Genomic DNA, 22,629 nt, shown 5'->3' with positions numbered 1-22,629 from the left:
GAGAGGACCGGATGCGGGTACGTCGTCAAAGCCGCTCGCTTCTCTGTGTGGCTCGGGTGCGGGACCGGACACGCGGGGTGGGCCGCTGCACAGCGCGGCCCGCCCCGCGGATCATTCAGTTCCAGGACGGCAGGCGCAGCGCCTGGTGCGCGCCCGGGTCCTGACGCAGGGCGTCGGCCCCCTCGGGGGTGGTGTACTTCTCGCCGGTCGTCAGCGGGATCACGCCACCTTCGCTCGCGTCGCTCTTTTGCCCCTTGGCGAGCCCGCCGTCCTCGACCTCGCGCACCGAGTCGATGATGACCTGCCGGATGAACTTGAGGCCCGCGTCCGCGGTCGGCAGCGGGTTCTCGTTGTGCCTGTCCTCGCGCGGAGGCATGCTCCCGACGACCGACGCGTCCTCGTACCCGGCACCCTCAGGGATGGTGTAGCCGAGCTTGAGCGGCTCGCCGGTCCGCTCGTGCCGCAGGTACTCGTGGAAGGGCTCGATCTCGATGGTGCGCCACATCGTGTCCCACTTCAGGTGCTCGGGCTGAGTCGCGATGTCCTCGGCGGCGTGAGCGAACTCCGGTGGCAGGTACATCACGCGGAACATCAGGCTCGACTCGTCGTCGATTGGAACGTTGACGCGGGCGGTGATCGGCGGGGAGTCCGATCCGCGGGCGCCCTCGATCCACATTCCCGTCGCGCCGCTGCAACCCCAGGCCGGAAGGACCAGATTGTTGACCCGCACCTGCCACTTGTCCTCCTCGTCGGTCGTCCGGAGAGCGACGTACGCGACACCGTGCGGCGTCTCCTCGAACCACATCTCCGGCACGGCGTTGAGCGCGGTGAACGTGGGCGCGTGAGTGAAGCTGAGGTGCAGCGGGTCCATACTGTTCTCGGTGACCTGGAGCCAGTTGCCCTTGGTGATCCCGATGAAGCTGGCGATGTGCACGCCTTCCGCGGCGAGGAAGTCGTAGCGCGGCAGCTCCGGCATCTCCCCGGTCGGCCCGAAGTAGGCGAACAGCAGGCCGGCGAGTTCCTGCACCGGGTACGCCGGGGTCGTCACGTTCTCCTTGAAGGAGTCGTCGGGCTCTCCCGGCGTGTCCAGCACCTTGCCTTCCTTGCTGATCAACCAGCCGTGGTAGCGGCAGCGGAGGCCGTTCTCGACCGTGTTGCCCAGGCACAGGTTCGCGCGGCGGTGCGGGCAGTACGCGCTCACCAGGCCGGGGTTGCCGTTCGTGTCGCGGAAGAGGACCAGGTCCTCGCCCATGATCTTGATGAACGTGGGCTTGCTCTTGAGATCCTCCGACAGCCCCACCGGCCACCAGTAGCGGCGTAGCCACTCGCCCATGGGCGTACCCGCCGACGTCTCGGTCAACATGGTGCTGGTCTCGATGTCCATGGCTTCCTCCGTTGCTCTGCTTATTTCGCTGTGGTCGGGAACGTGCTGAGTGCTCACGCGGGGTCGACGACCGCGATGGCGTTGATCTCGACGCACAGGTCGGGATCCATGAGCTGCACTCCCACCGTCGTCCGTGTGGGACGCAGATCCTTGAAGCGCTCGGCCCAGACCTGGTTCATCGCCGGGAAGTCGGCCGCGTCCCCCAGGAAGACGGTGAACATGACGGCGTCCTCCAGGGAGCCGCCCGCTTCTCTGAGCACCCGATCGATCTCATCGAGCGTCAGCCGCGTCTGGGCCGCGGTGTCGTTGCGCAGCGCCTCGGGGACGCGGCCGTCCTCGCCGATCGTCCCGGCGCCGCTGACGAACACCAGGTTTCCTTGGCGCAGGCCCGCCGAGATGCTGAATCCCAGGCCGTTCTCGGTGTGGCCGATGTAGCGCCTGTCCGTCCTCTTCACCGTTGCCTCTCCTGTTGACCGATCACATTCCGTGTCGCGCCGAGTGACGCGACACCGGCTTCGACGAGATCTCCCGGCCTCAAGAGCGCCGCCGGAGGGTCCTCCGCGAAGATCCCGACCCCGCCCGGAGTGCCGCAGAAGATGACGTCCCCCGGCTGGAGGGTCATCCGCGACGAGGCGAACGACACGATCTCGTGCGGGGAGAACAGTGCATTGCCCATCCGCTCCGACTGGCGGAGCTCTCCGTTGACCCGCGACGTGAGCACCAGCTCGTCGAGATCCTCGATCTCGTCGCTGGTGACGAAAGTCGGGGCCATGGGCAGGAAGCCGTCGTAGTTCTTGCCCTCGAACATCCCGTTGGGCGCGTGGAACAGCACGTCCCGGAGACTGAGGTCGTTGACCACCGTCGCGCCCGCGATGACATTGCTCGCCTGCTCCGCGCCGACATCGCGACAGGTCGTCCCGATGACCACCGCCAACTCGACCTCGTAGTCCAGCTGGGCACCGAAGCGGGGGATCGCTATCTCGTCCCCGTCGCCCGCGAGGGCCGTCGGCACCTTCGAGAACAGCGTGGGCTGTGCCGGCGTCTGCGCCGGCTCGCCGGCGCGCTGCGCCTCCGCGATGTGGCTGGGGAAGTTCAGGCCGACCCCGAGCAGCTTGCGCGGGATGTCGATGAGTCCGACACCGTGCGCCGGCCGGCCGGCTTCCCCGCCCGCGGCGAGACAGGCTCCGTCGACGTGGCTGGCCGCATGGTCGTACGCCGCGCGCAGACCTCGCAGCAGGCTCGGGTCGGAGAGCAACCCGACCAGGTCCGTGCCCTGCCAGTCGGGCTCCCTAGCGCCGTCGAGGCCGGCACAGCGGTGTGCTCTCGTGAGGTCCAGTCGGCCGGGACCGTCAGGGGGCTCGGCGAACCAGGTCGTCGCGCCGCTGCTGGTGCGGCGCCGTTCAATGCGCATCGGTATCGAGCTCTTTCGTCATGGTGAACATGGCTGTCGCCGGGTGAGGCCGGTGGTCAGGACGAGGGAGACCTGAGGGGGTGGTGACAGGCGGTGAGGTGCGTCGTCTCCGCGTGGGGCACCAGGCGCGGGAGGTCCCGTTCGCAGGCGTCGACCGCCTCGGAGCACCGGGCGAGATAGGGGCACAGGGTGTGCTCGTGCCCCGACTGCCGGTCCACGGGTACGGGGCGGCCCAGGGACGTGGACCCGCGGCGGCTGTTCGCGAGGTCGAGCACCGAGTCCTGCAACTCCCGGGTGTACGGGTGGGCCGGCATCGCGGCCACCGCGTTCGAGGTCCCGGACTCCACGAGCCGTCCACGGCACAACACGGCGGTGCGGTGTGCCATGTGCCGCACGACCGCGAGGTCGTGCGAGATGAGGAGATAGCTCACGCCCAGCTCGCGCTGCACCCGTTCGAGCATCTCGATCAGCTGGGCCTGGGAGATGACGTCGAGTGCACTCACGGGCTCGTCGAGCACGATCAGCTGCGGCTCGGCCGCCAGCGCGCGGGCCACCGCGATGCGCTGGCGCTGGCCGCCCGAGAACCGACTCGGCCGCTCGTTGGCCATCGCCGCCTCGAGTCCGACCACCTCCAGCAGCCGGGCGACCTCCGAGGCGACCTCCGAGCGCGTGCGCTTGCGGCGGCGGGCGAGCGGCTCGCCGATCTGGTTTCCGATGTTCATGCTCGGCGTCAGCGAGCGGTAGGGGTCCTGCCAGACCACCTGAGCCACCCACCGGTACTCGAGCGGCACGCGGCCATGGAACGAGCCCACGTCGAACCCGGCGACTCGGATGGTTCCCTCGCTCGGCCGGACGTTGCCGAGGATGCACTGACCGATCGTGCTCTTGCCCGAGCCGGACTCGCCGACCAGGCCGAGCGTCTCCCCGGGTCCGATGGACAATGAGACCTCACGCACCGCCCACGGGCCCGTGCGGCCACGCCCGACGCGCGGGCCGGCGGCGTGGTACTGCACGCCGAGACTCTCGATCTCGACCAGGCTCGTTGTACTCATGAGCGGTCCCCCCGGCGCGCCTCGACGGCGAACGCATCGTTCTCCAGGTCGGCTCTGAGGCACCGAGAAGCGTGTCCGCGCCGTTCGACGAAAGGCACCCTCCCCTCCGTGCACGCGGTCGTCGCGTGCGGACAGCGTTCGGCGAACCGGCAGCCCGGCAGTTCGCGGATGGGCCGCGGTACCGAGCCGCCGAGCACCTGGAGCGCTCGCTCACGCCTCTTGTTCTGCGGCACGGCGGCGAGAAGCGCCTGCGTGTAGGGATGCGCGGGGCGTCCGAGGACTTCGGAGACAGCGCCGGACTCCACGATCTCGCCGCTGTACATCACATAGACGCGGTCGGCCGCGTGCGCGACGACGCCCATGGAGTGCGTGATCAGCAGCAGCGAGAAGTGCCGGGTCCTTCGCAGCCCCAGCAGCAGGTCGAGCACCCGGATCTGCACGGTGCTGTCCAGCGCGCTGGTCGGCTCGTCGGCGATGATCACCGACGGCTCTCCGGCCAGCGCGGCCGCGATCATCACCCGTTGGGCGATCCCACCGGACAGCTCATGCGGGTACTTGGTCAAGCACCCCTCTGGATCGGCGATGCCCACCTCTCCGAGCAGGTCGAGCGCCTGCTGCCGCGCCTGCTCCCGCGTCAGGCCGCGCAGAACCACGCTCGGGTACGTCAGGTGCTTTTCGACCCGCCAGGTCGGGTTCATGGCCGAGATCGGGTTCTGGAAGATCACCCCCACCTCAGTGGCCCGCAGCGATCGCATCAGTCCCGGGCTGGCACCCACGACGTCGTGGCCGTTCACCTGGACCCGGCCGGAGACGATCTCCACTCCCGTCGGCAGCAACCCCGCCGCCGACATGGCGGTCATCGTCTTCCCGGATCCCGACTCCCCGACGAGAGCCACGACCTCGCCGCCGTGAAGGTCGATCGACACGTCGCGCACCAAGGTGCCCGCGCCCGCCTTGATCGTGACGGACTCGATCACCAGGGCTCGAGCCTCGGCGTCGGCACGCGGCAGGCGTCCCAGGCGTCCCCGCGCACTGTCCAGTAGCCGGCGGGGCGTCGCGGAGACCGCCAGGCGGTCCGAGATCCCGTCCGACGTCAGGTTGAGCAGCAAGATGATCATCACCAGGACCAGCCCGGCGGGCAGCACCTGCCACGGTGCCTCGACCGCCGCGTCCTGCGCCTCGCGCAAGAGGTTCCCGAGGCTGGGATGCGGCGGCTGCACGCTGAGGCCGAAGTAGCTGAGCGTGGCCTGGAGCATGAAGCCCGCACGAAGGATCACGGCGGTCTCGACGACCAGGGGGCGGGCCAGGGTCGGCATGATGTGCCGGCTGATCAGGCGCACCCGTCCGACGCCCGACTGCCGCGCCGACATCACGAAGGGCTCCTGCTTGATGTTCAGCGTCTCCGCCCGGGCGATCCGCGCATAGATCAGCGAGAAGCTGAGCCCCACGCCCAACGCCGTGTTGACCATGCCCGGACCGAGCGACGCCACCGCCACCATCACGATGACCAAGGTCGGGATCGACAGGAAGGCGTCGACCACGCGCATGGTGATCCGGTCGGACCACCGGCCGCCCATGCCGACCAGCACGCCCAGGGGGACGCCGATCAGCACGGCCACGGTCACCGCGAGCAGGACCGCGTGGAAGTCCACGGAGATCGCGAGCAGCGTGCGCGCCAGCAGGTCCCGCCCGTACTGGTCGGTGCCCATCAGGTGGTCGCCTCCCGGTGGCGCGAGCCGCTCCGTGAGGGACTGCGTGGTCGCCGACGCCGAGGGGATCAGGAACGTCGCCACCAGTCCGCCGGCATAGAGCAGAAGGAGCAGCGTCGCACCGAGCACGACCTGCCGCCCCGGGCCTCGTCGCACGCTGGAGGACGACGGGACCATCGCGCCCGCCTGGCTCTTCACGATGCGGCCCCCGCCCTCGGGTTGAGCGTCACCTGGAGCACATCGGCCATGAGGTTGGCGACCACGACGATGGCGCCGTACACGATCACCCCCGCCATCAGGACGGGGATGTCCTGGCTCAGCGCCGCGGAGAGGACCAGGCCGCCCATCCCCTGGATCGCGAAGACACGTTCGACGACGATCGACAGACTGAGCATGGCGAGCACCTGCAGCGCGATGATCGCCACCACCGTGGGGAGGGCGTTCTTGAGCAGGGCGGCCCTCACGATGGTCCGGCGCCCCAAGCCGGTGGAGACACTCCAGCGGACATAGTCCTGCCCGAGCTGGGCGATGACGGCGCTGCGCGTGTGACGACCCAGGGTCGCGGCGACGGGCAGCGCCAACGCGACGCAGGGCAGCACCAGGGAACGAGCCCATTCGGTGGGGGATTCCTCGAAGGGCACGTACCCGGTGGCCGGGAACAGCGACCAGTGCAGGGCTAGGGCCGTGACGAGGAGCATGCCGAGCCAGAACTCGGGCACGGAATGCCCGAGGGTGAAACCGGTCGAGACCAGCCGGTCGGTCGCCCGGGTCTGGTGCAGTGCGGCGAGCGTGCCGAGGGTGACGCCCACCAGGATGGCGAGCACCATGGAGCAGATCACGATCGAGAGGGTCGAGGGGAGTCGCGACCACACCAGTCCGGCCACCTCTTGGGAGCTCGCCCACGAGGTGCCGAGATCTCCTCGGACCGCACCGGCCAGCCACCGCAGGTACTGCACCAGCAACGGGTCGTCCAGCCCGAGCTTCTCGTGGAGCAGCTGGACCGACTCCGGCGAGGCGGTCGGACCGAGGAGGTACGCCTCGGGACGGCGGTCGATGAACGCTGTGCCGAAGAAGGTCGCGGTCGCTGCGATCAGCAGGACGGCCAGACTGGAGCCCAGCCTGCCGAGGACGAGGCGAGCGAGATAGCCCATGCCCTAGTCCTTCGAGGTGGTGCGGGGGTCGGGCAGGGTCTGTGCCTGGGTCCCGAGCTCAGCCTTGACCTTGGTCTGCATGGCAACCGGGGTGTTGACGGTGAAGAGCGGCTGGATGAAGGCGTGGGTCATGATCAGCTCCTCCATGAGGTTGCCGTAGCCCTCCGCGGCCTTGGCACTGGTCGGATCGGCCAGTGCCGTGACCGCACGAGCGGCGGCATCGATGCCGTCCGCCGTCACACCGAACGGGTTGTAACGGCCGGTCGCGCCGCCGAACGCCGTGTAGAGCTCCCACGGCGATCGAAGCCCCGAGGCCACGATCAGGATGGGCGACTTCTTGTCCGCGACCGTGGCCGCGAAGGTTCCCGCGTCGGCGACCGGCGTGATCTCGAGCTTGATCCCGATCTTGGCCAGCGAGCCCGCCACGGCCGCGGCGATGTTCTCGTTGCTGGACATCACGAAGACCTTGACGCTGAAGCCCTTCTCGTAGCCGGCCTGGCGCATGAGCGCCTTGGCCAGATCGAGGTTGTAGGTGACGCCGTTGTTGACCGCGGCACTGAAGCCGACGGTGCCGTCGGGGAAGATGGTCGAGGACGGTGAGCCGTAGCCGCCGAAGACCGCGTCCAGGAGGGCCTGGCGGTCCAGCGCGAGGCCGATCGCGCGGCGTACCCGTACGTCTCCGAGCGCCGGCACGACCTTGCCCGCCCGATCGGCGATGTCGACGACGTAGGCCATGCTTCCGGTGCTGCCGATCGAGAAGCCCTCCCTCTTCAGCTGCACGGTCTGCAAGCCATCGGAGCCGATCAGATCGACCTGCTTGGCGCGCAGTGCGTTGCCGGCTGCGGTCCGGTCCGTGATCACCTTCATGACGTAGGTGTCGATGACCTTGGCACCGGGGTCCCAGTAGTGGTCGTTCTTGACGAAGGGGTAGGTATCGCCGGGACGCACCTTCTCGCTGTCCAGGACCCACGGCCCGGTCCCGACCGGCTCGTTCTTGAGCGCGCCGGCGTTCTGCAGCGCCGCGGGGCTGACCATCATCCCGGGGATGAAGGCCAGGTCGGAGACGATGGACGGAAGAGGCTCCTTGAGGTGGACGACCACCTTCGAGTCCGCGGTGACCTTGACGCTGTCGAAGGCGGCGAACACCGAGGACCACGGTCCCGCCTTCTCGCTCATCCCGCGCTCGAAGTTGGCCTTCACGGCTTTGGCGTCGAACGAGGTGCCGTCGGAGAAGCTCACCCCCGTACGCAGGGTCAACGTCATGGTGAGCGCCGCCGGGTCGTACTTCCAGCCGGTCGCCAGCCCGGGCTTGAACACGTCCTGGCCCTTGCGCACGATCAGCGTGTCGTACACGGGAAGCAGGAAGTCGGCGGTGAACGCGGGGTTGAGCAACGGGTCGAAGCTCGCGAAGCCGTAGCGGAACCCGACGGTGAGGGTCGAGTCGTTCCGCTCGCCGCCGCCGCACGCCGCCACGACCGTGCCCAGCAACAGAGCCGCCGTCGCCAAGACGAGCCGCCGGAACGGCCGGCTCAGGAGGGACCCGGTGGGGCCTGACGCACCTCTCATAAGAATCCTCGGTTCGTATATACGAATGCCAGTTGGCATTGCGAACGGCCGCATTCTGGCATGTGATCCTCATCTCTGTAAATATCCAGGTAGGCGGTAAATGCCCAGGCGAGTGGCCAGCCCTCCGCCGCGCTCTCGTTGACAGCACGGACCGGCCACGATAGAGTTCGTATATACGTACGCCAGTCGCAAATAGGATTGAATAGTGAGCAGATCAGTGGATCGGGCCATGGAGATCTTGTGGCTCCTGGCCGAGGCCGACGGCCCGAAGTCCTGCGCCGAGATCGCGACCATGCTGGACATGCCCAAGAGCACCGCGCACGGCATCTTGCGCTCGATGCTCAATCACGACTTCGTGGCCATGAACGACCACAGCCTCTACTCCATCGGCCTTCGGGCCTTCGAGGTCGGCGCCGCCTACCGGCGCAGCATCGACGCCGTGGCCGCGGTGATGCCGCAACTCGAGAGCCTGACGCAGAACCTGGGACTCACGTCGCACTACGCGATCCTGGACGGGAACGACGCGGTCTACCTGTGCAAGCAGGACCCTCCAGGTCGAGGGATTCGGCTGGCCAGCTCGATCGGGGCCAGGCTGCCCGCCCGCCTGACCGCGGTGGGCAAGGCGTGCCTCGCGTGGCTCCCGGAGGGCGAGGTCGTCAAGCACCTCGGTGATCCGACCGGGACGGACGCTGCACAGCTCGACGCGTTGACGGCGGAGTTCGAGAAGGTACGTGCTCGCGGCTACGCCAAGGACGCCGGAATCGCGGCGGCGGGCGTCCATTGTGTGGCCGCCCCCGTGTTCCGTGAGGGCGACGTACCCATCGGCGCCGTCGGGGCGAGCTTCTTGATGGTCAGCGACGTGGACTCCGCGGAAGTCGCCGAAGCGGTCATGGCGGCCGCCCGCCATGCGACGGTGCTGCTGAGCGGCCGGCAGTCGTGACCCTGCGTCCCCGGCCGTGGCTCGATGCCCTGGAGCCCTATGTCCCCGGCCAGGCCGCGCCGCTCGTCGAGGGATCGATGGCCTCGAACGAGTCCCCCCTCCCGGTCGACCCGGCTTTGCTGGAGGCCATTCAGCAGGCCGCGAGAACGATTCGGCGCTACCCGGACCCGCTGGCCGACGAAGTGCGCCGGGAACTGGCGCTCCTCCACGGTCTGAGCCCGGACCAGATCCTGGTCGGCAACGGCTCCGACGAGCTCATCTATCTCCTGGGGTGGGCCTATCTCGCCGGCGGCGGGAGCGTGGTCTGCGCGGATCCGGCGTACCGGATGAACACCGTGATCAGCACGATCGTGAACGCCCACATCATCCAGGTTCCACTGCACGACTGGCATCACGACCTGGCCGCCATGGCGCAGGTTGAGGCCGACATCGCGTTCGTCGTCAATCCGCACAACCCCACGGGAACCTTGCACTCCCGGAAGGCCCTCGTCCGCTTCGTCGAGTCGTCGCCGGCGAAGCTGGTCGTGGTCGACGAGGCCTATATCGACTTCTGTGACGATCCCGAGGGGACCACCGCGGTCGGCCTGACCGGGTCGGGGCGGGTCGCGGTGCTCCGCACCTTCTCCAAGGCCCACGGCCTGGCCGGGCTCCGGATCGGGTACCTGCTGGCGTCCCCCGAGATCATCCGTACCCTCCGGACGATCAGACCTCCGTTCTCGGTCAGCAGCCTCGCCCAGGCCGCGGCCGTTGCGTCACTGCGTGACCGCGCGCGCTTCGATGAGATGCGCGGCTACGTCCGCGCGCATCGTGCGGCCCTCAGCGAGCTCCTCGCGGCCCACGGCTTCTCGGTCGTGCCCTCGCAGTCGAACTTCGTCCTCGCCGAGGTGCCGGCCGCCGACAGGCTGATCGAGCACTTGCGGCTCAATGGCGTGGCTGTGCGCTCGGGCGCCTCGTTGGGAGTTCCCGGCACGGTCCGCGTCAGCGTCCCATCGCAGGCCGGGCTCGAGCTGATCACCGCCGCTCTCACCACGTGGGATGCCCGGACCCCCGCGACCTCAGACCCGGCATGAACCTCCGGGTCCTGCCCGGAGCGTAGGTTCACGCACCAAGGAGACATCGCCCATGGCATGGGAACCTCGACGAACGGAGCACGACGAGGGGTCGACCTCGAACTCCCCCGCGACCTTGATCCGTCTGCTGCCGCAGTGGTACCGCAACGGCAGGTTGGCGCTGACCGCCCACGACCCGTGGGGGGACATACCGGTCCGAGCTCGTGACCTGACCTCGACGAGTGATGACGCCTCCTTCGTCCTCGTCCTGTCCGCCAGCTCCTACTGCTGCGCCGTGCTGAAGGTCGGGACCGCCCTCGGCGTCAGCCGAGTGCCGGCAGCGCACCACCACGAGTCCGCCGACCCCACTCGAGCAGGATCCTGGCTGCTGTCCCCCGGCGGCGTACCGTTCCTGCCCCATCCAGCACGGCCCCTGCTCGAAGCCACGGTGACCGACCAGCACGGCAACGGACCCGAAGTACGTGTCACGTGTCAGGTCGACCGTGTGTGGACCGACACCGACACCGCCGCGTGGCCCGCGTGCTGTCCCCGCACGGACGAAGCCGTCCATGCTCGGCCGTGACACCCTGGGCCGGCCCGAGCCGCAGGGGAGAGAGGCGGCCACGAGACATCGACCGCGTCGGTGGATCCTCGCGCGGCGGCACCTCGACGTGAGCCTCATGATGACCCTCACGTTCGTCACCGGGGTGGTCGACGCGGTCGGCTTCCTCTCCTTCGACCGTGTCTTCACCGGCAACATGACCGGCAACCTGGTGATCCTGGGCATGGGCCTGGGCGGGGCGGCGGATCTCCCCGTCCTCGGTCCCACCCTCGCCGTCTGCACCTTCGCACTCGGCGCGATGCTCGCAGGCATGTCGCTGCGCCGTCAGCCGATCGGCTGGTCCGGACGTGCGATCGGCATGTTGGCGGGATGCAGCGCGGCGCTGCTGCTCGTCACCCTGACGAGCCTCGTCCTCTCCACCCAGGACCACGCGATGCAGCTGCTGGGTGCAGCTGTGACAGCAGCCGTCATGGGCGGCCAGGCCGCCGTGGCACGCAAGATCGCGGTCACGGACATGACGACCGTTGTCGTCACCTCGACCCTCACCAGCTTGGCCAGTGAAGACCTCTTCCGAGCCAATCGGACGGCCCTGCTCAACCGTCGCGGCGCGGCAATCGTCACCATCGTGGCCGGCGCCCTAACCGGCGCCATCCTCCTACGACAGGAACGCGCCCTTCCCCTGGCATTGGCCTCACTCCTGACCGCAGTCGTCGCCTTCACCGCCCGGTGGGCAAACAGGCCGAATCAGAGCACCTGATTGAACCGCCGGGGACGTCCGGAGACGTCAATGGTTGGAAGAGGATGAAGTCACGGCATGTCCCAGCAAGTACCCGAGCGAGCTGCGTGCGCGGGCGGTCCGCGCTGTTGCGGAGTCGGCCGACCAGGGTGGGTACCCGAGCGAGCTCGAGGCGATCCGCACGATCGCGGCCCAGCTCGGAATCGGGTACCCGAGACGCCGCGCAGGTGGATCCTATGAGGCCGAGGGCGTCCTGAAAGACCACCGAGCTGGCCGAGATCCGGGAGTCTGTCCGCGCTAAGCAGGAGTCCCCAGTGCTGCTAGGTCGACTTCCCCAGGGGCTCGGGTGATGTTAGTGGCTAGGTGCGGTGCAATGGGATGACCGCGTCGTTAGCCACCAGTGGTGTCGTGGGACGTGCGACTTGCGGTGTGGTCAGGAGCGCGACGATGGTGATGGCGCTGCCGCAGTGCGGGCACTGGCGGACGGCCGCGGGCTCGGGGCGGGGTTCGGGCGTGGCAGGTGCTGGAGCCGCAGGCGTGATGGTCTTGTTCTTGTCGCGGCGGCGTCCGGCTTCTGAGCGGCAGCGCCCGGAGCAGTAGGTGTGCTTGTGGGCGCTGCGGGGGTTGACGGTGAATTGGTTCCAGCAGACTGGGCAGGTGTGGGTCGGTGTGGTGTCAGGAGACATGGGCGTTGACTCCCTGGTGGATGGTGTCGGCGTGGGCTTGGTGGGTGCGCAGCCGGTAGGACGCCCCGTCGATGCCGACGACGGCGGCGCGGTGCAGGAGGCGGTCGAGCATGGCGGCGACGGTGGCGTCGCCGAAGGCGCCCGCCCAGTCGGCGATCCCGACGTTGGTGGTGAGATCGTGCTGGATTTCAGGTAGCGCTGGTTGATGACCTGGAACAACGCCGAAGCGCCGTCTCCGGGCAGCGGCAGGTAGCCAAGTTCGTCGATGACGAGCAGGCGGGGTCCGGCGACGAACCGCATGCAGGTGTTCCAGCGGCCTTCCAGGGCGGCCTTGTGGCATTTGGCGGCCAGGTCGGCGGCGGTGGTGAAGTAGACGCGGTGGCTGGCCTCGACGGCCGAGCGGGCCAGAGCGATGGCGAGCATGGTCTTGCCGACGCCGGGCGGGCCGACGAACAGCACGTTGGAGGCGTCGTCGAGGAACCGCAGTGTGGCCAGGTCGCGGATAAGTTTCTCGTCGACGCCGGGCTGGGCGCCAAAGTCGAAGTCGGTCAGCGTCCAGGGCTGGGGCAGGCCGGCGAACCGCAGCCGGGAGGCCAGGCGGCGTTCCTCGGTGGCGTTCACCTCGATCTCCAGCAGCCGTTCCAGCGCGGCGGTCATGGACAGCTGTTCGGCGCGGGCCTGGTCCAGGATGTCGCCTACGGCTACGACCTCGACGACCACCTGACCAGCAAAACCACCACCGGCACCGCCGGAGCGGGCCAGAACACCTACGGCTACGACGACGCCGGACGCCTCACGTCGTGGACAGACCCCGCAGGCCAGCAGACCGAATACGGCTGGGACGCCGCCGGCAACCGGACCAAGGCCGGCCCCACCACCTACACCTACGACGAACGCAATCGCCTCACCTCCGACGGCACCCACACCTACACCTACACCGCCCGAGGAACCCTCACCTCCGACGGCACCTCCACTCCCGTCCGATCGATCATTACGGTCCGCGTGATTCCTATGGTCGGCCAACAGAAATCTTCGTGAGGTTCTGCAGTTCTCTGCAGTTGGAAAACGGCACGCCGGCTGATCCGAACTATGATCCCCCCGGCATGTCGGACCCCAATCCAATCAAACCCGGCGGTCAGCGCAAGTTCTCCAGATGCCACCTCAGGGCCGACCATCTCGGCGGCGATGGAAATGGGCCGGACGAGAAGGAAAATCTCTTCACCTGCCTCCAGGGGCCGGTAAATGACAGTCATATGCGATAGTATGAACGCAAAGTGGAAAATGCGGTTCGGGGTGGACAGATCGTCGAATACAGGGTCTCCTTGATCTACAGGCGTGGTCAGAAGAAGGCAAGCGTGATCCGCATGGAAGGAAGGGGCTTCTACTACAATGGTGCTCCGGGTATCTTTCTTCGACCGGTGCATCACCAACCACGCGAACGGAACGGACTGGCTGAATCGTGGACAGTGCTGACCTGGAGGCCCTGATAGGGCCACCACGCAGGCAGGCGCCCCCCGTCCGGCTGGAGTGAACTCGAGAGCGAGCTCGGTGTGACGTTTCCGGCGGAACAGAAAGAACTTTGTGCCAGGTACTCGACCCTGCACTTCGACGGCTACTTGACCTGGTACAATCCCGGAATGTGGCCGGATCCCACGGTCGCCGCTCAGGGAATGAACGATATCCTTGGAGGCCTGCGACAGATCACCGCAAAGTATCCTGACATCGTAGTGATCGACGACCTCGGTCAACCTACCCGCTAACCTCCTTTCCCGATCTTTCCAGAGCCCGGCGGTGTCCTGCAATGGGGCGATACCTACAACGGCGACAAGTGTATGTGGCTAACAGATCCAGACCCCGATAAGTGGACCGTCATGATCGTCAGAGGGCGCTGGTGGCACTACAAGGGCGGAATGCTGGATTTCCTGGTCGGCACTCTTGAAGGCAGAATTCGCTGTCCGCTCTTTCCGCCTGACTGGACATCCTCGCTGAGGGTGGAGGAAGTATACAAGTAGATAGCTGATCGTTGCTCAGTTGATCAAGCAGGCCTCTCCGCCATTGAAGACATCTCCAGCCGCCTTACCGGCGAGTTCGATTGACGAATAATCACCCCGCACCCCTATCGTGTCCGCTGCTCTCATCGGTGCCGATCAGAATCTGGCCGCCTTGGGTCGGTAATCGCCATTCTGGCGACCCATCTCTGTGGCGGCAGTGTTGTGGATCGTCAGCACTTGAATGCACAACGCCAGGTTGCGATGCCTACGTCCCTAGGATCGCTGTCGTTTGTGTAGTAACTGCGCGTCGTGCAGCCCGAGCAGTGCTGCGCCTCGGCCCCGGCAGATGCCTGGGCAACAACAGGAAGGGTTGGATCACTAATGGCGGAGTTTGCCGACCTTAGAGCACTCATTGGCCCACCTGAACTCCGTCCGCCTAGCGTGCTGTGGGAGAGCCTCGAAGCAGAACTCGGGCTCGCTCTGCCCGCGGACTATAAAATGCTGGCCGAAACGTACCCGTCACTGAAATTCGATGACTTCCTCGGCTGGTTCCATCCAGGAATCCCGGCAGATCCGGCCACCACGGCCCAAGGAATGAAGGATGTACTCGAGCCTCTCCGCGTCCGGCTGGAGGGAGAAGAGTGGATAGATTTCATCGATGAAAACGGAGGCAGGGCGAAAAGGTCGCCATTTCCGGTGTATCCGGAGCCGCGCGGAGTTCTGCAATGGGGAATGACCGACAACGGGGACAGATGCCTATGGCTGACCAGTGGCGCGCCGGACGAGTGGACGATCGTCATCGAACGAAGCAGGTGGTGGCATTTCCAAGGCGGCCTCATCGACTTCCTCGTCGGCGTCCTGACCCAACAAGTCCAATGCCCACTCTTCCCAACAGACTTTCCAGAGAGCATGGACGTGGAACAAAGTCTCGATTGAAGAACTTGCACCTCTGCGGGGTCTCATAAGTGCTTGGGCGGCGCCTGGACGGGCCTCCGCGGTCGCGTCCGTCGATGAGCATGCGCCGCACCATCGAACTCGCCGGCGTAGGCGAGGCCTGCCTCGGGCGCTAGCCGTCACCGTCCTCGGCAACCACGCGCACTCTATTGCGACGGGCGACACCTCGATCCTGGTGCACATTTCCTGTGGGCCAAGCAGGGCTCCCCATTAGGCATGTCATGACCTGTGTGGTGAGGACGCCATCCTCCCCGCTTACTTCCGAATTATGTTCAACCAGAGGCAACGATGCTTAATCATCACCCACACACGAGATTGACATAGCTGCAGGTCAGGTGGCTTTCATTCAACGCTCGTCAGTCTTGGCCGACCGGCTTACGTGGAAAGGCACGGCTTATGGATACGCGTTTGAGTTTGAAGACATATTCTGGTCGGAAGGGAGAAGGGTATCCCGCCGGTTCGAATGGCGGGAAAAAGAGCGCATGATGAGATTGGTCGATGAGCAATCCTTCTCGTCGGCCCGGGAGATCTTCTTGGCCGGTGTATCGCAAATAGGGTGAACGGAACGGATCGGATGAATCGTGGACAGCGCTGACCTTGAGGCTCTGATAGGGCCACCGCGTGGGCAGCCGCCTCCGGTCCGCTGGCGCGAACTTGAAGCCGAGCTTGGCCTCACGTTCCCGGCAGAACACAAAGAACTGTGCGCCAAATACCCCACCTTGCACTTCGACGGCTTCCTGACCTGGTTCAACCCTGGCATGTGGCCGGACCCGATGGTCGCCGCTCAAGGAATGAACGACGTGCTTAAGGGCCTGCGAAAACGAACTTCCAGGAGTCCCGAGGTCGTCGTGATCGACGACCTTGGTCAGACCTCGTACCAACCCCGGTTCCCGATTTACCCGGAGCCTGGCGGCGTGCTGCAGTGGGGCAACACGTATAACGGCGACAAATGTATGTGGCTAACGAATCCCGACCCCAATAAGTGGACGATTATGATCTTCAGGGGTTTGTGGTGGCATTATGAGAGTGGTTTGCTGGATTTCCTTATCGGAACTCTTCAGGGAAGAGTGCGTTGCCCGCTTTTTCCGGAAGGCTGGCCCTCCTCGCTGAGGGTAGAGGAAATATACAAGTAAACAACTGATCGTCGACCAGCCCATCCGGTCGACCTCGTGGTCACTGACGCCGTCTCTTGCCGGCCTCCCGACCAAGTCGATCCTCCGAGTGACCGCACGTCGCCTTCGAGAAAAACCGCCCGTCGGGTCGCCAGAACGTCATCGCATTCTTTCCGTGCCGGAGGTCGGACTGTTGGCGCGCTCGTGATCGATCTCAAGCAGGAACTCGTTCTCGTGGACGTAGCGTCCGACTGTACGCGCCGCCGTGACCGCATCTTCACGCAAGGCTCGACGTTCACGGTGCGACCCACGGCTAATCAGCCCACGCCACGCCCGCAAACTCGTCCGGGCCTGCGCCACGGCTGACGACCCTCCCACGCGCTTTCAACTCGTCGGTGACATACTCCCTGTTTACTCCCGAAATATGCCCAACGAAAACCAACGCTGATCAATAACGGCCAACGGGAGAAATTGGCATAGGTGCAGTTCAGGCGTCTTCGTTCGACGATCGTCAACCATGGCCGACCGCGTCACGGGGAAAGACGCGGGTTCGAGTCCGTGCTCTCGGCGCACGCCGGGGATGGTCCCGCACGTGGCGCGACCAGACCATGACCGACCTCGCCATCGATGGACGGTTCTGTAGCTGCGGCGGCTCATCTCTCGCAACGGGCGGTGTCCCCGGCGGACAATCCAGGGACAAGTACCGGCGTGCCGGAGTGTTATCGGCGATAGCCGGGGCGATCAATAACTGCCAGCGCGGAATGCTGACACAGATGCAGACCAGGCAGCCCTACCTGGGTCGTTGCCAGCCATGACCGACAGCACCACGTGGAAAGATGCGGGCTTGCGTCTCCTTCGTCCGGATCAAGGGCGGCGTCGGGTCGTGGATTCTTCGGTGAAGCCCGGCTCATTCTTGGTGGCTACGGCTACGCAAGGTGACGTAGTGGAACGTGATCGGGGAGTGCGGTGTGCACCGATGGGAGGCGGCTAGTTCTGTTTCAGTTCTGCGAGACAGCCGAAAATCGCCACCGACAGCCAACGACCCCCAACGGGAAACCCAGAGGTCAAGCGGGTACGGAGGGGAGCCGCGGCAGGTAGTGACCTCACCTAGCCAAGATCACGCAGATCTACGAGGGCACGAACCAGGTCCAGCGCATGGTCATGGCCCGCCAGCTCCTGAAGTAGCCACTTGCCCTTCGCGTAGGCCGCAACCTGGCAAATCGTCCTAAATGTGGCGAAGTTCGGCCATGATGGGCGGGTGGGGGAGCATCACGTCGAAGTGTCCGCGCGTGAGGCCGAAGTGCTGGCGCTTCTGGGCCTTCGGCTCTCGAACGCCCAGATGGCCCGGCGCCTGAACGTGTCGGTGCGCACGGTCGAGGGCCACGTGTCGTCGCTGTTGCGCAAGTACGGGGTGGCGGGGCGCAGCGCGCTGGCCGATCTCGCCGAAACCGTCGGCGATGGTGTTCCGCCGCCGCTGGGACGGCTGGCCGGCCTGCCGCGGGCGCGGACCTCGTTCATCGGGCGTGTCGCCGAGCGTGCCGCGGTCCTGGCCGCGCTGCCCGGCGGGCAGCTGGTGACGCTGCTGGGGCCGGGCGGTGTCGGCAAGACGCGGCTGGCGATCGTCGTCTGCGACGAGGCCGGTTCCTTGTTCCCTTTCGGCGGGGCGTTCGTCGATCTGGCCCCCGTCGGCGCCGGGTTCGTCGCCCAAGCGGCGGCGGAGGCGCTGGGCGTGTCGGAACGGCCGCAGCAGCCGCTGGAGGCCACCATCGCCGAACGGCTGGCCCGGGGCCGGTCGTTGCTGGTCCTCGACAATTGCGAGCACCTGCTGGACGCCGCCGCGGACTTCGCCGAGCGGATCCTGTCCGCCTGCCCCGGCTCGACGATCCTGGCCACCAGCCGTGAACGGCTGGGCGTGCCGGGCGAGCGGGTCGTGCCCATCGGGCCGCTCCCGCTGGACTCCGACGCCGAGCGGCTCTTCACCGACCGGGCGCTGGCGGCCGATCCCGCCCACGTGGCCGATCCGGCCGTGGTGGCGGACCTGTGCGCGCGGCTGGACGGGCTGCCGCTCGCGATCGAGCTCGCGGCCGCCCGCAGCGCCTCCCTCGGGGCGGCCGGCCTGCTCACCGGGCTGGGCGACTATCTGCGGCTGCTGGCCGGGGGCCGCGGCCCCACCGTGCGGCATCGTTCGCTGCGCGGGGTGATCGGCTGGAGCCATGACCTGCTGGGGGAGGAGGAACGGGTGCTGTGGCGGCGGCTGGCTGCCTTCACCGGCTCCTTCGACCTGGCGGCCGTGTCAGCGGTCTGCGATGTCGATCCGGTGACGGGCGCCGACGTCCTCGGCCGGCTCGTCGACAAGAGCCTGGTGATGCACCAGCGGGGGCCGGTGAGCCGGTGGCGCATGCTGGCGACCATCCGCGCCTGCGCCGCTGAGCAGCTCGACCTCAGCGGTGAACGGGCCGAGGTCGGGCACCGGCACCTGGTCTGGGCCGCGGCGACGGCGGCGCGACTGGAGAACGCACCGGACGGCGGGCCGGGCGAGGACTTCGACGCCGTCGGCGCCGAACTGCGGGCGGCGCTGTCCGCGGTACCCCCGGGGCCGGATCCCGTCTCGTACCGGCTGGCGCGTTCGCTCAGCCGCCTGGCCTACGCGCGCCGGTTCCTGCGGGAGTCCCAAGGGCACTACGAGCGGGCCGCCGGACAGGCCCCCACGGCACTGGACGCGGCCGCGGCATGGCGCGCCGCGGCGGACTGCGCGCAGGTCATGCACGACACCGGCGACGCCTTCGAGCTGCGGCTGAGATCGGCGGCCGCGGCGCGCACCGCCGGCGACGGCAATGCCCAGGCGATCGCGCTGGCCCGGGCCGCCGAGCTGGTCGGCCGGTTCCCGGCGACGTTCCGCACGGAGATACCGTACGAGCGGCTCGGTGCCCTGCTCCAGGAGGCGGCGGACGCGGGCGACCCCGCCGATCCCGGCGTCGCCGCCCATCTGGCCTGCGCGGCGGCGTGGGACGCGGGCCCGCGCAAACTCGCTCCCGACCCGGCGCTCGGCGCGCTGGCCGTCGAAGCGGCCACGGCCACCGCCGACCCGGTACTGATCAGCGGCGCCCTGGACGTGCTGCGGACCGCGGCCGCCACCTCCGGCCGGCTGCGGGAGGCGCACCGGCTCAGCGGCGAACGGCTCGCCCTGCTGCCGCGCATGGACCCCCGCGATCCGTACCCGGCCCCGGAGATCGACGACGTCTACAGCGGGGCGTGCGCCGACGCGGTCGCCGCGGGCGACCTGCCGGCCGCGGTCGCCGCCGCGCACCGGCTCCTGGCCGACGACCTGCTCGGCCGGCACCCCTACCTGCCGGCCGCCAAGGTGATCCCGGTGCTGGTGCTCACCGGGGATCTCCAGGAGGCGCTGCGGTACGCCGTCACGATGTGGGACAGCTGGCAGCGCGCCGGAGGCCCGCCCGTGTTCGGGATGCCGGCCGCGGTCCACTTCACCTCACTCGCCTACGGGCTGCTCGGCGACGGCGAGCTGTCGGCGCGGTGGCGCGGCCGCGTCGGCGCGGTCTCCGGCATCCCCGACCCGTTCCAGGCCCAGCTCTCGCCGCTCGCCTGTTTCGTGGACGCCCGGATCGCCGTCCACACCGGTGAGCTCGCCGGCGCGGCCGATCTTCTGGAACGCGCGTTCCTGGACGTCCCCGGCGCCCGCTACGAGCCGTACGCCCATGCCGCCGCCGTCGAACTCGCCGTCATCGCCGGACTGCCCGAAGCCGAGAAGCGCCTGCCCGAGGTGGAGGCCGACACCGAGGAGAACGACTGGGCCGGCGCATGCCTGCAGCGCATCAGATGGCGCCTGTCCGGGGACGCCGCGGCGCTGGAAGCGTCCGTCCGAGGCTGGGAACGCCTCGGCGCACGCTTCGAGCACGCCCGCACCCTCCTCCTGCGCCCCGGCGCCGTACCGGAAGGCGTCAGCCGGTCTTGGTGAGGGTGTAGCTCATCATCGGCGCCCAGGTGTTGTCGCCGACCGGCACGTCCGAGTCGACCGTGACGGTGCCGTCGGCGTTGGGCGTGCGGGTGATCCTGGCAGGTCCGACGACCACCAGGGCGTCCCCGGTGAAGCCGCCGTGGTACTTGCTGCCCGCGTCGTCGTAGGGTCCGAGACTGTTGAAGAAGTGGGTGCGGAACCGGCCGGTCGCGGGGTCGTAGTCGAACATCTCGTACCCGGCGTCGACCACCGCGTTTCCGGCGACCTCGAAGGAGCTGGTCCAGCGGTGGACGAGGAAGAAGCCGCCCTCCATCCACTCGAAACTCTCCTCGCCGAGGATCTCGGTGGCCGGGCCCATCGGCCCCTCGATCGTGGAGCCCTTCAGCTTCCAGCTGCCGACCAGGAAGTCGAGCTGCTTCAGGGCGGGATCCGGGGTCGGCATCTCGAACTCGGTGTTCTCCGACATGGTCGCTTCCTTCCGTCTTGCCTGTGAGGGCTTCTGCGTCCTGCTTGTGCCCTCAGCTTGCGGCTCAGGAGGGTGTACGGGCATCGGTGCCGACCACGCGCTCACTACGTGCCGACCACGTGTTCGGAGGATCGGCCGGTCGCACCGCGGCCTTCACGATCGAATGGTCGCCCCGCGAGAAGCCCTCCAGCGCCGCGGCGGCCGCGTCCAGGCCGAAGACCCGGACCCAGGCGGGATCGGTCCGGCCGGCCAGCCCGATCGCGGTCCTGAACTGCGCGTCGTCGAAGACGAACGACCCGGTGAGCCGATGCTCGGCCCGGATGAACGCCACCGGATCGAACCCCGCGACGGTGTCGGCGAACCCCAGCAGCACGATGTGACCGCCAGGGCGGGTGTGCTCGATCGCGAGGGCGCGGGTCGCGGCGCTGCCGACGCTGTCGAAGACGACGTCGTACCGTCGGCCCCGTACCGGACCACGGCCGGTGGCCCCCAGCCCCTTGGCCGCAAGGGCTCGTTCGTCGGACGGCTCGAAGCAGTCGATCAGTTCGGCGCCCGCCTGCCGCGCGGCCGCCACGCATCCCAGCCCGAGGCCACCGGCGCCGATGACGCCCACCGCGTCGCCGCCGGTCGCCCCGGAACGTTCCCAGGCCCGTACCGCGTTGGCGAACGGCTCGATGAACACCGCCTGCTCCCACGCCAGGCCGTCGGGAATCTCCACCAGCGCCTGCCGCGCGACCGCGACCCGTTCGGCGAGCCCGCCGTCATGATGGACGCCGAGCATGCGCCACCCCGCGCACCGCTGCGGCACGCCCGCCGTGCACCGCGCGCAGTCCCCGCAGCCCGACAGCGGATTGACCGCCACCCGGCGTCCCTCCGGCGTACGGCCCACCACCCCGTGGCCCATGATCAGCGGCAGGGTCCGCGCACCGGGATCGCGCAACGCCAGCACCTCGCTGCCGCCCAACCCGGCCAGTTCCACCGTCAGTACGACGTCACCGTCACCCGGCTCCGGTTCGGCGACCTCACCGACCACCAGCTCAGTGGGCGCCACATAAACCAATGCACGCATTCCTGGCCCCCATGCCTAGCCGCAGTTGAAGATCGCAACATACCGCGCGCACCACCAGATCCAGCGCATGGTCAAGGCCCGCCGGCCCGGATCCAGGATCTCGTGGCGGGTTCGCTGTCCTTGCAGGTCGACGGTGACGCCCGCGCAGGTCCAGACCGGCGAGCCCGGGATCAATGGTCGAGTGGTGCCGCCGGTGGCTTGGGCGGGCGCCAGAACGCGGCCAGCAAGAGGAATGCGCCGCCGCCTCCGAGGACGGCCGCGATGGCCAGGCCCCACCAGCCGCCGGGCTGGAACCATTCGAGCCGGCGGTCGATCGACCATCCCCCGGCGCCGCTTCCGGCCAGCCCGACCGCCATGACGGTCAGCGTCATGACGTACTCGTAGCCCTCACCGGGCCGGAAGATGAAGAACCCGTTCCTGAGGTGGTTCGTGACCCAGGCGACCACCATGGTGCCGACCACGCCGGCGCAGGCCAGGGGAGTGGCCAGGCCCAAGATGAGCAGCGCGCCCGCGCCGAGCTCGGTGAGGCTCGCGAACCAGGCGTGCAGGATTCCGGGTCTCATCCCCAGGCTCTCGAACCAGCGTCCGGTGCCGGCGATCTTGCCGCCTCCGAAGATGTGGTTGTAGCCGTGGGCGATGAAGACCGTGCCCAGCCCCATGCGCAGCACCAGTAGCGACAGGTCGGTCGAAGACTCCACGCCCACTTCGCTCCCCATGGTCCGGTGGTTCGGCGTCGCGATCGCGGCCGGTCAGCCTCGATCAACATAGAACTGTATTCTACTTTCAGTCAAGGTGTTGCGCTCGCCGTCGATGGG

General features: G+C 67.8%; 19 protein-coding genes and 2 pseudogenes. 9 read left to right on the top strand and 12 right to left on the bottom strand.

Going from position 1 to position 22,629, the window contains the following annotated elements; genetic code table 11:
* Positions 1-115: 115 nt before the first annotated feature.
* The 7 genes from ACH34S_RS13200 to ACH34S_RS13170 all read right to left on the bottom strand — a co-directional run bounded on the left by ACH34S_RS13200 (position 116) and on the right by ACH34S_RS13170 (position 8,327).
* A complete protein-coding gene (locus ACH34S_RS13200) occupies positions 116-1,384 on the bottom strand; it encodes a Rieske 2Fe-2S domain-containing protein (protein WP_395952847.1) in 1,269 nt (422 codons plus the stop codon).
* 53 nt (positions 1,385-1,437) lie between these two features.
* The gene (locus tag ACH34S_RS13195; protein ID WP_395952846.1) at positions 1,438-1,839 is read right to left on the bottom strand and encodes a RidA family protein; all 402 of its coding nucleotides are present in this window, start codon (positions 1,837-1,839) and stop codon (positions 1,438-1,440) included.
* Positions 1,836-2,639 carry a fumarylacetoacetate hydrolase family protein gene (locus ACH34S_RS13190; RefSeq protein ID WP_395952845.1) on the bottom strand — a complete coding sequence of 268 codons (804 nt, stop codon included), beginning with the start codon at positions 2,637-2,639 and terminating at the stop codon, positions 1,836-1,838. The genes ACH34S_RS13195 and ACH34S_RS13190 overlap by 4 nt, the downstream gene beginning before the upstream one ends.
* 212 nt (positions 2,640-2,851) lie before the next feature.
* Positions 2,852-3,847, bottom strand: a complete 996-nt coding sequence (locus tag ACH34S_RS13185; protein ID WP_395952843.1) for an oligopeptide/dipeptide ABC transporter ATP-binding protein — start codon at positions 3,845-3,847, stop codon at positions 2,852-2,854.
* Entirely contained in the window at positions 3,844-5,754 is a 1,911-nt protein-coding gene (locus ACH34S_RS13180) for a dipeptide/oligopeptide/nickel ABC transporter permease/ATP-binding protein (protein ID WP_395952842.1), read from the bottom strand. The genes ACH34S_RS13185 and ACH34S_RS13180 overlap by 4 nt, the downstream gene beginning before the upstream one ends.
* Positions 5,751-6,707, bottom strand: coding sequence for an ABC transporter permease (locus tag ACH34S_RS13175; protein ID WP_395952841.1), 957 nt, complete (start codon positions 6,705-6,707; stop codon positions 5,751-5,753). Before ACH34S_RS13175 ends, ACH34S_RS13180 begins: the two co-directional genes overlap by 4 nt.
* A 3-nt stretch (positions 6,708-6,710) precedes the next feature.
* Positions 6,711-8,327, bottom strand: coding sequence for an ABC transporter substrate-binding protein (locus ACH34S_RS13170; RefSeq protein ID WP_395952840.1), 1,617 nt, complete (start codon positions 8,325-8,327; stop codon positions 6,711-6,713).
* 151 nt (positions 8,328-8,478) lie between these two features.
* Between ACH34S_RS13170 and ACH34S_RS13165 the strand changes: the two genes are divergently transcribed.
* Genes ACH34S_RS13165 through ACH34S_RS13150 form a run of 4 tightly spaced genes read left to right on the top strand, consistent with a single transcriptional unit; the run spans position 8,479 to position 11,581 of the window.
* Positions 8,479-9,213 (top strand): IclR family transcriptional regulator, encoded by a 735-nt coding sequence (locus tag ACH34S_RS13165; protein WP_395952839.1) that lies wholly within the window; start codon positions 8,479-8,481, stop codon positions 9,211-9,213.
* Entirely contained in the window at positions 9,210-10,283 is a 1,074-nt protein-coding gene (gene hisC, locus ACH34S_RS13160; RefSeq protein ID WP_395952838.1) for a histidinol-phosphate transaminase, read from the top strand. Before ACH34S_RS13165 ends, hisC begins: the two co-directional genes overlap by 4 nt.
* 52 nt (positions 10,284-10,335) lie before the next feature.
* Entirely contained in the window at positions 10,336-10,845 is a 510-nt protein-coding gene (locus ACH34S_RS13155) for a hypothetical protein (RefSeq protein WP_395952837.1), read from the top strand.
* On the top strand, positions 10,832-11,581 hold the full coding sequence (locus tag ACH34S_RS13150) for a YoaK family protein (protein ID WP_395952836.1): 750 nt from the start codon (positions 10,832-10,834) through the stop codon (positions 11,579-11,581). The genes ACH34S_RS13155 and ACH34S_RS13150 overlap by 14 nt, the downstream gene beginning before the upstream one ends.
* A gap of 338 nt (positions 11,582-11,919) precedes the next feature.
* On the opposite strand, the gene ACH34S_RS13145 is transcribed toward ACH34S_RS13150, so the two are convergent.
* Both ACH34S_RS13145 and istB read right to left on the bottom strand, forming a co-directional pair.
* Complete coding sequence (locus ACH34S_RS13145; protein WP_395952835.1) at positions 11,920-12,246, bottom strand: hypothetical protein; 327 nt, start codon at positions 12,244-12,246, stop codon at positions 11,920-11,922.
* Positions 12,236-12,903: pseudogene (gene istB / locus ACH34S_RS13140) on the bottom strand (IS21-like element helper ATPase IstB). Before istB ends, ACH34S_RS13145 begins: the two are co-directional and overlap by 11 nt.
* Between istB and ACH34S_RS13135 the strand changes: the two are divergent.
* The 5 genes and pseudogenes from ACH34S_RS13135 to ACH34S_RS13115 all read left to right on the top strand — a co-directional run bounded on the left by ACH34S_RS13135 (position 12,808) and on the right by ACH34S_RS13115 (position 20,279).
* On the top strand, positions 12,808-13,284 hold the full coding sequence (locus tag ACH34S_RS13135; RefSeq protein WP_395953321.1) for an RHS repeat domain-containing protein: 477 nt from the start codon (positions 12,808-12,810) through the stop codon (positions 13,282-13,284). The pseudogene istB and the gene ACH34S_RS13135 sit on opposite strands and share 96 nt — an antisense overlap.
* A gap of 1,334 nt (positions 13,285-14,618) precedes the next feature.
* A complete protein-coding gene (locus tag ACH34S_RS13130) occupies positions 14,619-15,173 on the top strand; it encodes a hypothetical protein (protein ID WP_395952834.1) in 555 nt (184 codons plus the stop codon).
* Positions 15,174-15,772: 599 nt separating this feature from the next.
* Positions 15,773-16,324, top strand: coding sequence for a hypothetical protein (locus ACH34S_RS13125; RefSeq protein WP_395952833.1), 552 nt, complete (start codon positions 15,773-15,775; stop codon positions 16,322-16,324).
* Positions 16,325-17,413: 1,089 nt separating this feature from the next.
* Positions 17,414-17,488 (top strand): annotated as a pseudogene (locus tag ACH34S_RS13120) (acyl-CoA dehydrogenase family protein); the annotation flags it as partial.
* 73 nt (positions 17,489-17,561) lie between these two features.
* On the top strand, positions 17,562-20,279 hold the full coding sequence (locus ACH34S_RS13115; protein ID WP_395952831.1) for an ATP-binding protein: 2,718 nt from the start codon (positions 17,562-17,564) through the stop codon (positions 20,277-20,279).
* Here ACH34S_RS13115 and ACH34S_RS13110 read toward each other — a convergent pair.
* From ACH34S_RS13110 to ACH34S_RS13100, 3 genes are all read right to left on the bottom strand, one after another.
* On the bottom strand, positions 20,263-20,745 hold the full coding sequence (locus ACH34S_RS13110; RefSeq protein ID WP_395952830.1) for a DUF1579 family protein: 483 nt from the start codon (positions 20,743-20,745) through the stop codon (positions 20,263-20,265). The two genes, ACH34S_RS13115 and ACH34S_RS13110, sit on opposite strands and share 17 nt — an antisense overlap.
* A 64-nt stretch (positions 20,746-20,809) precedes the next feature.
* Positions 20,810-21,796 (bottom strand): zinc-binding dehydrogenase, encoded by a 987-nt coding sequence (locus tag ACH34S_RS13105; protein WP_395952829.1) that lies wholly within the window; start codon positions 21,794-21,796, stop codon positions 20,810-20,812.
* Between the two features lie 188 nt (positions 21,797-21,984).
* Positions 21,985-22,512 (bottom strand): DoxX family protein, encoded by a 528-nt coding sequence (locus tag ACH34S_RS13100; protein WP_395952828.1) that lies wholly within the window; start codon positions 22,510-22,512, stop codon positions 21,985-21,987.
* Positions 22,513-22,629 lie beyond the last annotated feature (117 nt).

The organism is Actinomadura sp. 3N508 (assembly GCF_044326375.1).
GTDB lineage: Bacteria > Actinomycetota > Actinomycetes > Streptosporangiales > Streptosporangiaceae > Spirillospora.
The sequence above is the reverse complement of the archived record's forward strand: the minus strand, read 5'-3'. Positions and strand labels throughout refer to the sequence as shown.